Below are 14,725 nucleotides of genomic sequence, written 5' to 3'. Positions count from 1 at the left end.
GCTTTCGACCCTGCGTCACGGGCCGCTGATGGAGTACTCCTTGCGGATGACCTGTCCCCCGCGCTCCAGCTCGATCGTCACGCGCTGTGACTCGCGCAGCTTCTGATAGAGCTCGAGCGCCTTCTCGGGGGAGTTGATCTCGTATCCGTTCACCCGCTGGATGACGTCGCCGTTCTCGATGCCGATCGAGGCGTAGAGCGAGTTGGGCTGGATGGAGAAGAGCTTGAACCCGTTCGCGGCGCCGTTCTTGAAGGACGGCACGATGCGCGCCTGGGTCGCGATGGTGTTGAGGTTGCCGAGCGTCGAGTCGATGACGCCGCGCTCGATCTCGTACTTGTTCTGGCCGACCTCGCGCACGCCCTCCATGGGCGCGCGGCCACCCGGCGCGGGCCCGCCGCGCGTGGGCGGCGGCACCGGCGCGAAGCCGAGGTTGCCGGAGGCCTCGCCGCCCGAGGCGAACGCCGAGCCGCCCTCGAAGTCGAGGTACTCCTTCGTCCCCTTGTTGCAGACGATGGCGACGAGGCGGAACCCGTTCCCGGTGGCGTCCGCGTCGTCCCGCACGCGCTCGAGCCCGAGGAGCCTCGCTCCGCCGACCTCGTCGCCCACGCCGACGACCTTCGCCTCGCGCGTGTTGAGGTCGAGGATCGTCGCGAGGGACTGGCGCGCCCGCTCGGCGATGACGCCGACCACGAGCTGCAGGCGGAGGTCGCTCTTCGTCGGCGCGGCGTGCGGATCGTCGCAGTTCTGGGGGGCGAGCGGCGCCTGCGCGACGTCGGCCTCCACCTCGCGCGGCGGCTCCTGTCCGATGAGCTTGAAGAGCTTGTCGACGTCGAGCGTGGCGGGGAGGGTGGGGCGCGGCGGCGCGGTGGGGAGGCTCGCGACGTCCGCCCGGGGCTCCGGACGGATCGCGGCGCCCGCGAGCGTGTTCACCGTCTTGGCTGCGAGCCACGCCGCCACGAACAGCAGCGCGAGGTTCGCCGTCCAGGCGTACTTGCGGAAGAAGAGGTCGAGCATGGGAGCGCCGCGCGGGGAGGGAGCAACGGCCATGCCACGCCCTCGTGCCGGATACCCTGGTCAACCCCTGGATGCCACAGGGAAATCCCGGCTGCTCGCCCACCGCACCGGCGGCGTGGCGGCGCTGGATGCCAATTTGGCAAACGCGACCCGCGGGAGCTGGAGTCGCTGCCAGTTTGTCAGCGCTCGGCGTCCGGCTCGTCGCCCCCCGGAACGGGCTCGACGAGGCGCCCTTCCTCGTCCCGATCGAGCTTCCGGTAGATCGTCCGGGCGGCGATGCCGAGGAGCTGGGCGGCGAGGTTCTTGTCGCCGCGGGTGTGCTCGAGCGTGCGGCGGATCACCAGCCGCTCGATCTCGTCGAGGGTCGTCCCGAGGGGCACGGCGAGCGTGGCCGGGGCGGCCGCCGGCGCGCCGGCCGGGCCCGCCGCGGCCCGCACCGCCTCGGGCAGATCGCCGAGCTCCACCGCCTCGCCGCGCGTGAGGATCACCCCGCGCTCGACGGCGTGCAGGAGCTCGCGGACGTTGCCGGGCCAGGCGTACCGCTCGATCGCCGCGACCGCCGCGGGCGAGAACCCCGAGATGGGCTTCGCGTTCGCCTCGGCGAAGCGACGCAGGAACGCGCCCGCGAGCAGCATCACGTCCTCCCGCCGCTCGCGGAGCGAGGGCAGGCGCACCGAGACCACGTCGAGCCGGTAGAACAGGTCCTCGCGGAAGCGCCCCGCCTTCACCTCCGCCGCGAGGTCCTTGTTCGTCGCGGCGACGACGCGCACGTCCACCCGGAGGGGCTCGGTGCCGCCGACGCGCTCGAGCACCCCGTCCTGCAGGAAGCGGAGGAGCTTCACCTGCACCGACGGCGACATCTCCCCGACCTCGTCGAGGAACAGGGTCCCGCCGTGGGCGCGCTCGAAGCGCCCCTCCTTGCGGGCCGCGGCGCCGGTGAACGCGCCCTTCTCGTGCCCGAAGAGCTCGGACTCGAGCAGGCTCTCCGGGATCGCCGCGCAGTTGATGGGGACGAACGGGCCCGCGGCGCGCGGGGAGAGGTCGTGCACGAGCCGCGCGGCGAGCTCCTTGCCCGTGCCGCTCTCGCCCGCGAGGAGCACGGTCGCGGAGGTCGGGGCCGCCTGGCGGAGCGTGTCGAGCACGGCGCGGAACGCGGGCGCGTTGCCGAGGAGCCCGCCCACCGCGCCCGAGGAGAGCTCGGCGAGCTGCGCGCGCAGCGCGCGGTTCTCCGCGACGAGCGAGGCGCGCTCGATCGCCTGCCGGACCGACTTCACGATCGCGTGCCGCTTCACGGGCTTCGTGATGAAGTCGTAGGCGCCCTCCTTCATCGCGGCGACCGCGGTCTCGACCGTCCCGTAGGCGGTCATGAGCACGACCTCGGTCTCGGGCGAGAGCGCCTTCACCGCCCGGAGCAGCTCCTCGCCGCTCATGCCGGGCATCATGAGATCGGTCACCACCGCGGAGACGCGCTCGCGCCGCAGCACCTCGAGCGCGGCGGCCCCGCTCTCCGCGAGCGCGACGCGCCAGCCCTCGCGCTGGAAGATCCGCGCGAGAGAGTCGAGGTTGGGCTTCTCGTCGTCGACGATGAGGACGAGCGGGGTCACCGGGCGAGGATAGCAGCGCGGAGGGCCTGGGGCCCACGTGCGCGCGGCGCGGCGGCCGTCAGGGCGCGGGCGGCGCCGCGGCGGGGGGCTGGGCGGAACGGGCCGTGGCGGGCTGCGGACGCACGCCGAGCGCCACGCGCAGCTCGTCGCCGTAGAGCGCGATCGCCCCGGCGGCGAGCGCGACGAGCGCCCCGGTGATGACCGCGTACTCGACGAGTCCCTGCCGCACGACGGCGACCTGTAGACCGTCCCCCCGTGCGCGTTCAAGGTGCGGGGTGTGCCCACCCCTGAAATGCGAGAGGCGGCGCCCGGGGGGACGCCGCCTCGTCGCTGCACCGGAGCTCTCGAGGGCTACTCGCCCTTCGCCTCGGCGGCCGGCTCGGCGGGCGCCGCCTCGGCCTTGGGCTTCGCCGACTTGCCCGCCTTGGCGCGCTTCGCCGCGCGGTTCTCCTTCGGCGCCTCGGCCTTCTTGGCCGGCTCCGCCTTGACGGGCTCGGCCTTCTTCGCCGCCTCGGCCTTCGCGGGCGTCGCCGCGTAGCGGGTCTTGAACTTCTCGATGCGGCCCGCCGTGTCCATGATCTTCTGCTTGCCCGTGAAGAACGGGTGGCACTGGGCGCAGATCTCGATGTGGAAGTCGCCGCGCGTCGAGCGGGTCTCGATGACGTTCCCGCACGCGCAGGTGACCTTCGCGGGCTTGTAGTCGGGGTGGAGCGCTTCCTTCATGGTGACCTCGGGGCCGCTTGCATCGGGCAGGTCTGCCGATGGTCCGGGCCCGGTGATGATGATGTGGAACTGGGCGATCTAGTCGGATCGGGGGGTTGCGTCAACCCCGGCGTGCGCGCGCCGCCTCGGGCGGCTACTTGCCCCCGCCCACCATCATCTTGAAGAACTCCTCGTGGTTCTTCACCTGGCGGAACTTGTCGAGGATGAACTTCATCGCCTCGACGTTGTCGAGGCCGTTCAGGATGGTCTGGCGCAGGATGTAGATCTTCGAGAGCCAGTCGGCCGGCAGGAGCAGCTCCTCCTTGCGCGTGCCGCTCTTCCCGATGTCCATGGTGGGGAAGATCCGCTTCTCCATCATCTTGCGGTCGAGCACGATCTCGGAGTTCCCGGTGCCCTTGAACTCCTCGAAGATCACCTCGTCCATGCGGCTGCCGGTGTCGACGAGCGCGGTGCCGATGATCGTGAGCGAGCCGCCCTCCTCGATGTTGCGGGCCGCGCCGAAGAAGCGCTTGGGCTTGTGGAGCGCGTTCGAGTCGACGCCGCCGGACAGGATCTTGCCGGAGGGGGGGACGACCGAGTTGTAGGCGCGCGCGAGGCGGGTGATCGAGTCGAGCAGGATCACCACGTCCTTCTTGTGCTCGACCAGCCGCCGCGCCTTCTCGATCACCATCTCGGCGACCTGCACGTGCCGCGTGGCGGGCTCGTCGAAGGTCGAGGCGACGACCTCGCCCTTCACGGTCCGCTCCATGTCGGTCACCTCCTCGGGCCGCTCGTCGATGAGCAGCACGATGAGGGTGCACTCGGGGTGGTTCGTGGTGACCGCGTGCGCGATGTTCTGGAGGAGGACCGTCTTGCCGGCGCGCGGCGGCGAGACGATGAGGCAGCGCTGGCCCTTGCCGATGGGCGAGAACAGGTCGACGACCCGGGTCGTCATCTCGTTCGGATCGTGCTCGAGCGCGAGGCGCTCGGTCGGGTAGAGCGGCGTCAGGTTGTCGAAGAGGACCTTCGACTGGTTCTCCTCGGGCTGCTCGCCGTTGATGGAGTCGACCCGGAGGAGCGCGAAGTACCGCTCGCCGTCCTTCGGCTGGCGCACCGTCCCGCGCACGGTGTCGCCGGTGCGCAGGTTGAAGCGGCGGATCTGGGAGGGCGAGACGTAGATGTCGTCCGGACCGGGCAGGTAGCTGAAGTCGGGGCTGCGCAGGAAGCCGAAGCCGTCGGGGAGCACCTCGAGCGTGCCCTCGCCGCCGACCTCCATGTCCTCCTTCTTCTCCTCGGCGACCTTCGACTGGGCCTGGAGGATCGCGAAGATGAGGTCCTGCTTCTTCATCGCCCCCGCCGCCTCGATCTCCAGGCTGCGGGCGAGCTTCGCGAGCTCCGCGACCTTCATGTGCTTGAGATCGGTGAGGCTCGACGGGGGAGACGCGGCGGGCTGAACGGCGGCGGGCATGTCTGTCTCGGGGAGGCGGGGCGCCCGGTCGGGAGGCGCGCGGCGCGGGTGCGCGACTGCGTGCGGTCTCGTGAGGAAACCGGAGGAGAGGCAGGAAACCTATGCGGCCCGTCCCGAGGTGTCAACGGCGCGGCCGGCCGCCGCCCGCTCCGGTCGAGGGCGCCCCGCGCGGCGCCCCGGGGCGCCCCGGCAGGCTCGGGAGTCCCGCGGGCGTCGCGGTTCACCTCGAGCGCGCCTTCGCGAGGCGCGCGCGCCAAGAAGCGATTGAAAGAGGGGCCCGTCGGTCGTAATCCTGGCGCCATGCCGGCCGATGCCGACAGGGACGCCGCCGCCGTCCGCGCCGCGGAGCTCCGCGCGCGGATCCTCTCCGCCGATCACGCCTACTACGTCCTCGATCGACCGGTCCTCTCCGACGCCGAGTACGACAGGCTCGTGCGCGAGCTCGCCGAGCTCGAGGCGGCTCACCCCGAGCTCGCCACCTCCGACTCGCCGACCCAGCGGGTGTCGGGCACGCCGAGCGAGCGGTTCGAGCGGGTCGTCCACCGCGAGCCCATGCTCTCGCTCGGGAACATCCAGGCCGACGAGGAGCTCGACGAGTTCGACGCGCGCGTGCGCCGCCTGCTCGGGCTCGGCGAGGAGGTCCGGGTGGGCTACGTCGCCGAGCCGAAGCTCGACGGGCTCGCGGTCGAGCTCGTGTACGAGCGCGGCCGCCTCGTCCAGGGCTCGACCCGCGGCGACGGCGTGAACGGCGAGGACGTCACGGCGAACCTGCGCACGGTCGGCCGCACGGGCGCGAACCGGGGGATCCCGGAGCGGCTCCTCGGCGAGGTCCCGCCGCGCGTCGAGGTGCGCGGCGAGGTGCTCCTCTTCAAGGAGCACTTCGAGGCGATGAACCGGCAGATCCTCCGCGCGGGCGGCGAGCCGTTCGCGAACCCCCGCAACGCGGCGGCGGGGTCGCTCCGCCAGCTCGACTGGCGCGTGACCTCGCGCCGTCCGCTCTCCTTCATCGCCTACGAGGCGCTCGTGCCCGGCGCGGAGCCCGGCGGCGCGCGCGCCGCGCCCGGCGCGTGGCGCACGCACATGGAGAAGATCGAGGCGCTCGGGCGCTTTGGCTTCGAGACGAACCCGGCGAACGCGCGCTGCGACGGCATCGCGGAGGTGAAGGCCTACCGCGATCGCATGGCGCAGGGGCGCTTCGCGCTCCCGTACGACACGGACGGCGTCGTGGTGAAGGTGGACGACCTCGACTGGCGGCGCCGGCTCGGCGCGGCGTCCAAGTTCCCGCGCTGGGCGGTGGCCTACAAGTACCCGCCGCAGGAGGAGGCGACGCGCATCCGGCGCATCTGGGCCTCGGTGGGGCGCACCGGGATCCTCACGCCGGTCGTGGACTTCGAGCCCGTCCGGCTCTCCGGCGCGATGGTGTCCCGCGCGACGCTGCACAACGAGGACGAGATGCGGCGCAAGGACGTCCTCGAGGGAGACTGGATCCTCGTGCGCCGCGCGGGCGAGGTCATCCCCGAGGTCGTCATGCCGCTCAAGGAGCGGCGCACCGGGGAGGAGCGCCCGTTCACGTTCCCGACCGCGTGCCCGGTCTGCGGCGCGAAGGTGGTCCGCGAGGAGGGGGAGAAGGTCTACCGCTGCACCGGCGCGGCCTGCCCCGCCCAGCTCGTCGGGCGGCTCACCCACTTCGCCCAGCGCCGCGCCATGGACGTGGACGGGCTCGGGGACAAGCTCGCCGCCGGGCTCGTCGAGCGCGGCCTCGTCCGCGACTTCGCGGATCTGTACGGCGTCCCCTTCCGCGCCTTCCAGGAGCTGTTCAGCCGGCCGCGCAAGGAGGAGCGGGACGCGAAGGCCGAGCTCCCGGAGAAGAGCGCCCAGAACATGCTCGACGCCCTCGAGCGCTCGAAGGACACGACGCTCCGCCGCCTGCTCTTCGCGCTCGGGATCCCGCAGGTGGGCGAGGCGACGGCGGCCACGCTCGCGCGCCACTTCGGCGACCTCGCGCGCTTCATGGACGCGAGCGAGGAGGAGCTCCTCGCGGTGCGCGACGTCGGCCCGGAGACCGCGCGCGAGATCCGCGCCTGGACCGCCGAGCCGCAGAACCGGCGCGTGGTGGAGCGGCTCCTCGAGGCGGGCGTGAGGCCCGCGCAGGAGGCGATCGAGGCCCGCGGCCCGTTCGCGGGGAGATCGGTGGTCCTCACCGGCGGGCTCGCCGCCATGAGCCGCGACGACGCGAAGGCCGAGATCGAGCGGCGCGGCGGCAAGGTGTCGGGCAGCGTCTCGCGCAAGACCGATCTCGTCGTCGCCGGCGAGGACGCCGGCTCGAAGCTCGAGAAGGCGCAGTCGCTCGGGGTCAAGGTGGTGGGCGAGGCGGAGTTCCTGCGGATGCTGGAGGAGTGATGGCCGAGCTCGTTCGCGCGCACATCCTCGTGAGCGGGGACGTGCAGGGGGTCTCGTTCCGGCAGGCGACCGTGGACGAGGCGCGCCGGCTGGGGATCCACGGCTGGGTGAGGAACGTGGCGGACGGGCGCGTCGAGGCGGAGGCGGAGGGCGAGCGCGCGAAGGTGGAGGCGCTCGTCCGCTGGTGCGGGCGGGGGCCGCCGGCGGCGCGGGTCGAAGGGGTCCAGGTCTCCTGGAGGCCGCACGCGGGCGACCTCGGGCCCTTCTCCGTCCGCCGCTGAGAGCGTCGAGGCGCCGGGAGGGGATCGGTTCACGGCCTCTCGAGGCGCCGTCGGGGCGGGCGCGTCCCCGGCCGGACCTTCGCCTCGAGCGTTGCCGCCGGCGGCGCGGGTGTGCTACGAACGCCAGCCCTGCCGGATTCGTCAGTCGGATCCGGGAGTTCCACACGACGTTGGGCGAGGCGCGGTTCGAACCCGCGGCCCGGCGAACCATGACGACCCCCTACGCGAACCTCCCGTCCGCGCTCGACGAGTTCGTGCTCGCCGCGCAGAAGCCGTCCCGCTACGTCGGCGGCGAGTTCGGCAGCGTCACCAAGGACCTGTCCGCCGCGCGCGTGCGCTTCGCGCTCGCGTTCCCGGACACCTACGAGGTCGGCATGTCCAACCTCGGGTTCCGGCTCCTCTACCACCTGCTGAACGACCGGCCCGAGATCGCCTGCGAGCGGGTGTTCCTGCCCTGGCCCGACATGGAGGGCATGCTCCGCGCCCGCGGCGTGCCGCTCTTCACGCTCGAGTCGCGCGCGCCCGTCCGCGCGTTCGACCTGCTCGGCGTCACGCTGCAGTTCGAGCTCGCCTACACGAGCGTGCTCGCGATGCTGGACCTCGCCGGCATCCCGCTCCACGCCCGCGAGCGCGGCGACGGGGATCCCATCGTGGTGGGCGGCGGCCCCTGCGCCTTCAACCCGGAGCCCGTGGCCGACTTCTTCGACTGCTTCGCCGTGGGCGAGGGCGAGGAGGTCGCGCTCGAGATCGCCGACGCGGTCGCGGAGAGCGGGTTCCGGCGCGGCGGCGCCTCGCGCGCGGAGCTGCTCCGCAGGCTCGCGCGCATCCCCGGCGTGTACGTCCCGTCGCTGTTCCGCCCCCGCTACGACCCCGCGACGCGCACGCTCGTCGAGCTCGAGCCCCTCGTGCCGGGCTACGAGAAGATCGAGCGGCGGGTGATGCCGGACCTGAACGCGCTCCCGACGACCGCGTACACGCGGCCGCTCGTGCCGTTCATGCAGACGATCCACGACCGGCTCCCCATCGAGCTGCAGCGGGGCTGCACCCGCGGCTGTCGCTTCTGCCAGGTCGGCATGATCACGCGCCCGACCCGGCAGCGCGACCCGAAGCAGGTCCTGCGGCTCGCCGAGACGGGGCTCGACGCCTCCGGCTACGAGGAGGTGGGGCTCCTGTCGCTCTCGTCGGGCGACTACGCGCCGCTCAACGGGATGCTCGACGACTTCCTCGTCCGCTGGGAGGGCGAGAAGATCGCGATGAGCCTGCCGTCCCTGCGCACCGAGACGATGAACGACTCGCTCGCGAAGAAGATCGCGCGGATCCGGAAGACCGGCTTCACGCTCGCGCCCGAGGCCGCGACGGAGCGGATGCGCGCCGTCATCAACAAGGGCAACCGCGAGGAGGACCTGCTCCGCGCCGTCGAGTCGGTGTTCCAGAACGGCTGGTCGCTCCTCAAGCTCTACTTCATGATCGGGCTCCCCGAGGAGCGGGACGAGGACGTCGTCGCGATCGCCGAGCTCGCGAGGAGGTGCCTCGCCACGGCGCGCCGGGCGCTGCCGAAGGGGCAGGGCTCGGCGGCGATCCACCTCGGCGCCTCCACGTTCGTGCCGAAGCCCTTCACGCCCTTCCAGTGGGAGCCGATGATCCCGCCCGAGGAGACCCGGCGGCGCCAGGCCCTCATCACCGCCGCGCTCGGCGGCCGGAACGGCGCGATCCAGTTCAAGCCGCACGACTCGCGCCAGTCGTCCATCGAGGGGGCCCTCGCCCTGGGCGATCGGCGCGTCGCGACGGCGGTGCTCGCCGCCTACCGCAGCGGCCAGCGGCTCGACGGGTGGTCGGAGTGGTTCGACGAGGGACGCTGGCTCGCCGCGTTCGAGGCGTGCGAGCGCGAGCACGGCGTCGGCCTCGACTGGTTCGCGCACCGCCGCCGCCGGCTCGACGAGGTCCTGCCGTGGGACCGGATCGACTGCGGCGTGACGAAGCCCTACCTCGCGAAGCAGCTCGCCGCGGCGCGGAACCTCGCCGAGGTGGAGGACTGCGTGCTCGCCCCGTGCAGCGTGTGCGGCGCGTGCGACTACGAGGTCGTGAAGAACCGGACCTACGAGGCGAGCGAGTACGTCCCCGAGCCGCCCCGGCCGCCGCGCCCGCCCGAGCCGGCGCTCCGCACGCGGGTGCGCGTCCGCTGGGCGAAGCTCGGCCGGCTCGTGGCGCTCTCGCACCTCGAGACGATGCACACCCTCCTGCGCGCCATCCGCCGCGCGGGGCTCCCGGTCGTCTACTCGCAGGGCTTCCACCCGAAGCCGCGCGTCTCGTTCGGCCCGGCGCTCGCCGTGGGCGTCGAGAGCCAGGCGGAGTTCATGGATCTCGAGCTCGCCGGCGAGCTCGACCCCGCCGAGGTCGCCGCCCGGCTCGCTCCGGAGCTGCCGAAGGGGCTCGAGGTGCTCGACGCCCAGCGGGTGGAGGCGAGCGCGCCGTCGATTTCCGAATCACTCCGCGCCGTCCATTATCGCGTGGAGTTCGAGGGGGATGGCTGGGATGAGGTGACCCTTTCGGATCGCGTGGCGGGGTTCGGGGAGGCCGACCAGGCGGTCGTCACCCGGGCGCCCCCCCCCAAGAGCCGGGGGCGTCGGCGACAGAAGGTCGCGGAGACGAAGGGAAGAGAGATAGACTTGAAAGAAATTGTGACCCACCTGGCCGTCGAAGGCCCGGGGACGGTCGCGTTCAGTTTGCGGGCGGATCCCTCCGGGAGCGCGAAGCCAGCCGAGGTGCTGGCGGCGATCTTCGGCGACGGGGAGCCGCCCAGGGGAGTGAAGGTTTTGAAGGAAGGCGTCAGCTTCGCGAGGGCGGGCGAGGGTCAGGATTCTGGCCGTCAGCCGCGCGCGCCTCGCTACCTGGACGCCTGAACTACAGCGCGCCCCGCAGCGCCGCGACGAACCGCGGCCGCCGGGCGCGAGGAGCGCGACGCTTTGAGCGGAAGCTCGACAGCCGATCCGAGACGCCCGGCACCGCCCGGACGCTCGCGGTCGCGGCCCATCGTGATGACGGGCCTCGCTCTCCCCGCGCCTTCCCGGGGCGAGAGAGGACCATCGCCATGGCGGGCAACAGCATCCTCGTGATCAACGCGGCCGGCGCGGAGACTCGCGTCGCCCTCGTCGAGAACAACACCATCCACGAGTACTACCTCGAGCGAAAGCGCGAGAAGGGGATCGTCGGCAACATCTACAAGGGCAGGGTGGTTCGCGTGCTCCCGGGCATGCAGGCCGCCTTCGTCGACATCGGGCTCGACAAGGCCGCGTTCCTGTACGTCGGGGACGTCTACGGCGACCCCGAGTTCTCGGAGGAGTTCGAGCTCACCGAGGGCGAGCACCGCGTCGAGGTGCCGGAGGTGCCCACCGAGCAGGAGGCGGAGGCGGAGGAGGCGCGCGCGCGCGCCGTGTCCTCCGAGCCGCCGGCCGCCACGCCGGTGCCCATCGCCGAGGAGGCGCCGCTCGCCATCGGCGAGCCGGCCGCCGGGACCGACGAGGCGGCGCGCGCCTCCGCGGAGGCGGTCGCCGCTCCGCTCACGCCGGAGCCCACCGAGGCGGCCCCGGCGGCCGCGGAGGTCCCCGACGTCGCGAGCAGCGCCATCGACGCGCCGCCGGCGCCGCTCACGCCCATCCCGCTCACGCAGGAGATCGGCATGGCGGCGGTGCCGCAGCCGCCGCCCCTGCCCGTGCCGCCCCTCGCGGACGTGCCCGCCGAGACCCCGGCGGCCGAGCTCGCGGCGCCCACCCCGCCGCCCGTCGTGGCCGCGCCCGAGGGCGCCGCCCCGCTCGCCGACCGGATCCAGGCGCCGCGCGAGAAGGCCGACGCGCGCGAGGCCAAGTCCGACCGCGAGCCGCGGGAAGGCAGGGGCGACCGCGACCGGGAGCGCCGCCGCGATCGCGACGATCGCGGGCGCCGCGAGGGCCGCGAGGGTCGGGATCGGGAGAACCGCGAGGGCCGCGAGGGCCGCGAAGGCCGCGGCCGCAACGGCCACGACCGCGAGAAGCGCTCCAAGGAGCCGAAGAACATCCAGGACCTCCTGAAGGAGGGCCAGGAGGTGATCGTCCAGGTCGCGAAGGATCCGATCGGGACGAAGGGCGCGCGCATCACGAGCCACATCTCGCTGCCCGGGCGTCACCTCGTGTTCATGCCCACGGTCGATCACATCGGCATCTCGCGCCGCATCGAGAAGGACTCCGAGCGGCGCCGGCTGCGCGACATCGTCGATCGCATGCGGCCGGACGGGACCGGCTTCATCGTCCGCACCGTGGCGGAGAACGTGGAGGCGGCGAAGCTCGAGGCCGACATCCGCTTCCTCATCCAGGTCTGGAACGAGATCATCCGCACGAAGGACAAGGTCTCCGCGCCGGCGCTCCTCCACGGCGACCTCGACCTCATCCTCCGCGCGACGCGCGACCTCTTCACCGCCGACGTCGGCAAGCTCGTCATCGACGATCGCGACGAGTACGAGCGGATCCTCCGCTTCGTGCACGAGCAGGCGCCGCACCTCGAGAGCCAGATCGAGTACTACCGCGGCGAGGAGCCGATCTTCGACGCGTACGGCATCGAGCAGGAGCTGAAGCGCGCGAGCCAGCGCAAGGTCTGGCTGAAGAGCGGCGGCTACATCATCATGGACCAGGCGGAGGCGCTCACCGCCATCGACGTCAACTCGGGCCGCTACGTCGGCAAGAAGAACCTCGAGGAGACGATCACCAAGATCAACGTCGAGGCCGCGAAGGAGATCGTCTACCAGCTCCGCCTGCGGAACATCGGCGGCATCATCATCATCGACTTCATCGACATGGACAAACCCCAGAACCGCGACAAGGTCTTCAAGGCCTTGCAGGACGCGCTGGGGCGGGACAAGGCGAAGACCAACGTCCTCAAGATCTCCGAGCTCGGGCTCGTCGAGATGACGCGCAAGCGCGTGCGCGAGTCGGTCACGCGCGTGATGAACGAGCCCTGCAGCTACTGCGAGGGCAAGGGGCACATCAAGTCGAAGATCACGATCGCGTACGAGATCTTCCGGGAGATCCGCCGCGAGGCGGTTCACTTCCCCGAGCCCGTACTCGTGGTGAACGCCCACCCCGAGGTCGCGCGCATCCTGCAGGGCGCGGAGCGCGAGGAGCTCCGCTACCTCATGGATCGCTTCAACAAGACCATCGAGGTGAAGGCGCAGTCCGGGTATCACCAGGAGCAGTTCGACATCTACGGCCGCCAGCAGCGCGGGGATCAGCCCCGCGAGCGGGAGCGCGAGCGCGGGCGCGGCCGGGACCGCGGCGGGGATCGCGGCGGTGATCGCGACCGCGGCGGCGATCGCGGCGGGCGCGGCCGGGCGCCGGAGGAGCCGCAGGCCTCGGCGCCGTCGGACGCCGCGGGCAGCGCCGGCGGCTCTGGCGGCGAGGAGCGCTGACGAGGATGACCGGCCCGGCGGAGACGCGGGAGCGCGTGGTCCGCCTCCTCCGGGCCGGCTGGAGCGCCGTCGGGACCGCCCTGCGGGTCCTCGACAGCGACGCCGTGCGCCTGCGGGCCATGGCGCTCACGTACATCACGCTGTTCGCGCTCGTCCCGGCCCTCGTCGTCGCCTTCTCGGTGGTCCAGGCCTTCACCGGGATGGAGAAGATCTCCGAGCTCGTCCACGAGTTCCTGATCTCCAACCTGGCCGTCGGCGCGCGAGACACGCTCGAGCCGTACCTCCAGCGCTTCGTGACCAACGCGCACGCGACGAGCGCCGGGATCGTGGGCGGCGCGCTCCTCGTCTGGTCGGCGATCTCCCTCTTCACGAACGTCGACGCCGCGCTGAACGACATCTGGGGCGTGCAGCGCCGGCGCCCGATCGCGCAGCAGGCGGTGATCTACTGGATGGGGATCACCCTCGGGCCGCTCCTGCTCGCGGGCTCGCTCACGCTCGCCGCCACCGGCCGCGCGTTCCTCGCGAGCAGCGGCTTCCGCGCGCTCGCGGTCGCGGGCGGCGCCCTCCTCACCTGCACGTTCTTCTCGCTCATCTACCTCCTCGTCCCCTACACGAAGGTCCGCATCAAGTCGGCCGTGATCGCCGGCCTGGCCGCGGGCGTCGCCTGGGAGCTCGCCAAGTGGGGTTACGCGCTCGGGATCGGCGGCATCGTCCGGTACCACGCGATCTACGGCTCCGTGGCGGCGATCCCGATCTTCATCTTCTGGCTGTTCGTCTCCTGGACGATCCTCCTCTTCGGCGCGCGCCTCGCGTTCGTGATCCAGTACGCGACCGCGCTCATCCACGGGGCTCCGCAGCCGTCGTCGCCGACCGGCAAGGAGATCCTCGCGGGGCAGGCCATGCTCCAGATCGCGAGGGCGTTCGACCGGGGAGAGCCCGCGCCCGACGCGGGCGACGTGGCGAGCAGGCTCGGCTCGGGCGCCGAGGAGGCCGGGGAGGTCCTCGCGGCGCTCAGGAACGCGGGGCTCGTCGTCTCCCTCACGGATGGGGGGCTCGTCCCGTCGAGGCCGCTCGAGCGGCTGACGTTGCTCGATGTGCGCCGGGCCATCGTGGGGCGCTCGTCCGACCTCCCCCACTCCCGCGGGCCGGTCGCGGGGATCGTCCGCGAGATCGAGGAGCGGGCGGAGGAGCGCCTGGCCGCAGTGGATTTCCGCGCGCTGTGCGAACAAAAGCCCGCCGCGCAGGCCTTGCCGGCGCCGGCTGCTCCCCCCGGGGAAGCGGGCGAGCTGCCGGCGCGGCGCGCGTAGTCAGGGGCGCGATTCGCGCCGCCCCAGTGCGCAGAACTGCGCATGCCGTTGGAACCCTTGCTGATTTCGGAGGCTTCGGCTAGGCTCCCCTCAACCTCGAGGGGCTTGCCGAGCCTTGCGGGCCCTCAGCTTTCGTCCGGAGTGCCGATGCTGAAGTCGGATCTCATCAACATCCTCGTGGTCAAGCGCGGCGTCACGCAGAAGCAGGCGGAGTCCACGATCGAGACGATCTTCGACTCGATGAAGGACGCGCTCTGTCGCGGAGAGAACATCGAGATCCGCGGCCTCGGCGCCTTCCACGTGAAGCACTACGACGGGTACCAGGGCCGTAACCCCAAGACCGGAGAGGTGATTCCGGTGAAGCCGAAGCGCGGGATCCTGTTCCGCACCGGCAAGGAGCTCCGGGATCGCGTGAACCGCCCGGAGGCGCTCGCGAAGCCGCTCGAGCCTGACGACGAGGACGAGGGCAGCGAGGGTGACGGCACCCCGCCGGTGGCCGCCGGCGCCTGAAGCTC

11 protein-coding genes are annotated in these 14,725 nt (G+C 72.2%); 6 read left to right on the top strand and 5 right to left on the bottom strand.

Annotation, left to right across the window (positions count from 1 at the left end):
* Positions 1-15: 15 nt before the first annotated feature.
* From gspC to rho, 5 genes are all read right to left on the bottom strand, one after another.
* A complete protein-coding gene (gene gspC, locus MLV88_RS15405) occupies positions 16-1,047 on the bottom strand; it encodes a type II secretion system protein GspC (protein WP_242339631.1) in 1,032 nt (343 codons plus the stop codon).
* Positions 1,048-1,193: 146 nt separating this feature from the next.
* Positions 1,194-2,618 carry a sigma-54-dependent transcriptional regulator gene (locus MLV88_RS15400; protein WP_242339633.1) on the bottom strand — a complete coding sequence of 475 codons (1,425 nt, stop codon included), beginning with the start codon at positions 2,616-2,618 and terminating at the stop codon, positions 1,194-1,196.
* Between the two features lie 58 nt (positions 2,619-2,676).
* On the bottom strand, positions 2,677-2,847 hold the full coding sequence (locus MLV88_RS15395; protein WP_242371803.1) for a hypothetical protein: 171 nt from the start codon (positions 2,845-2,847) through the stop codon (positions 2,677-2,679).
* Positions 2,848-2,969: 122 nt separating this feature from the next.
* A complete protein-coding gene (gene rpmE / locus MLV88_RS15390; protein WP_242339637.1) occupies positions 2,970-3,341 on the bottom strand; it encodes a 50S ribosomal protein L31 in 372 nt (123 codons plus the stop codon).
* A gap of 133 nt (positions 3,342-3,474) precedes the next feature.
* A complete protein-coding gene (rho, locus tag MLV88_RS15385; protein WP_242339639.1) occupies positions 3,475-4,788 on the bottom strand; it encodes a transcription termination factor Rho in 1,314 nt (437 codons plus the stop codon).
* Between the two features lie 300 nt (positions 4,789-5,088).
* Here rho and ligA point away from each other — a divergent pair, with 300 nt between their 5' ends.
* The 6 genes from ligA (at position 5,089) to MLV88_RS15355 (ending at position 14,720) form a co-directional block, all read left to right on the top strand.
* Complete coding sequence (gene ligA, locus MLV88_RS15380; RefSeq protein WP_242355893.1) at positions 5,089-7,188, top strand: NAD-dependent DNA ligase LigA; 2,100 nt, start codon at positions 5,089-5,091, stop codon at positions 7,186-7,188.
* Positions 7,188-7,469, top strand: a complete 282-nt coding sequence (locus MLV88_RS15375) for an acylphosphatase (RefSeq protein WP_242341392.1) — start codon at positions 7,188-7,190, stop codon at positions 7,467-7,469. Before ligA ends, MLV88_RS15375 begins: the two co-directional genes overlap by 1 nt.
* A gap of 209 nt (positions 7,470-7,678) precedes the next feature.
* Entirely contained in the window at positions 7,679-10,369 is a 2,691-nt protein-coding gene (locus MLV88_RS15370; protein ID WP_243337901.1) for a TIGR03960 family B12-binding radical SAM protein, read from the top strand.
* A 188-nt stretch (positions 10,370-10,557) separates the two neighbouring features.
* Positions 10,558-12,903, top strand: coding sequence for an Rne/Rng family ribonuclease (locus tag MLV88_RS15365; RefSeq protein ID WP_242355890.1), 2,346 nt, complete (start codon positions 10,558-10,560; stop codon positions 12,901-12,903).
* Between the two features lie 5 nt (positions 12,904-12,908).
* A complete protein-coding gene (locus MLV88_RS15360) occupies positions 12,909-14,210 on the top strand; it encodes a YhjD/YihY/BrkB family envelope integrity protein (protein WP_242355889.1) in 1,302 nt (433 codons plus the stop codon).
* Positions 14,211-14,357: 147 nt separating this feature from the next.
* Positions 14,358-14,720 carry an HU family DNA-binding protein gene (locus tag MLV88_RS15355; RefSeq protein WP_243337920.1) on the top strand — a complete coding sequence of 121 codons (363 nt, stop codon included), beginning with the start codon at positions 14,358-14,360 and terminating at the stop codon, positions 14,718-14,720.
* The last annotated feature ends 5 nt before the right edge of the window (positions 14,721-14,725 follow it).

It is taken from the genome of Anaeromyxobacter soli, assembly GCF_022808855.1.
GTDB classification, from domain to species: domain Bacteria; phylum Myxococcota; class Myxococcia; order Myxococcales; family Anaeromyxobacteraceae; genus Anaeromyxobacter; species Anaeromyxobacter soli.
Note: the sequence above shows the minus strand (reverse complement) of the source record. Positions and strands in the feature narration are given on the sequence as shown.

Coding starts and splice junctions, on each gene's coding strand:
- gspC (WP_242339631.1), bottom strand. CDS start 1,047: ATGGCCGTTGCTCCCTCCCCGCGCGGCGCTCCCATGCTCGACCTCTTC.
- MLV88_RS15355 (WP_243337920.1), top strand. CDS start 14,358: ATGCTGAAGTCGGATCTCATCAACATCCTCGTGGTCAAGCGCGGCGTC.
- MLV88_RS15360 (WP_242355889.1), top strand. CDS start 12,909: ATGACCGGCCCGGCGGAGACGCGGGAGCGCGTGGTCCGCCTCCTCCGG.
- MLV88_RS15370 (WP_243337901.1), top strand. CDS start 7,679: ATGACGACCCCCTACGCGAACCTCCCGTCCGCGCTCGACGAGTTCGTG.
- MLV88_RS15365 (WP_242355890.1), top strand. CDS start 10,558: ATGGCGGGCAACAGCATCCTCGTGATCAACGCGGCCGGCGCGGAGACT.
- rpmE (WP_242339637.1), bottom strand. CDS start 3,341: ATGAAGGAAGCGCTCCACCCCGACTACAAGCCCGCGAAGGTCACCTGC.
- MLV88_RS15375 (WP_242341392.1), top strand. CDS start 7,188: ATGGCCGAGCTCGTTCGCGCGCACATCCTCGTGAGCGGGGACGTGCAG.
- rho (WP_242339639.1), bottom strand. CDS start 4,788: ATGCCCGCCGCCGTTCAGCCCGCCGCGTCTCCCCCGTCGAGCCTCACC.
- ligA (WP_242355893.1), top strand. CDS start 5,089: ATGCCGGCCGATGCCGACAGGGACGCCGCCGCCGTCCGCGCCGCGGAG.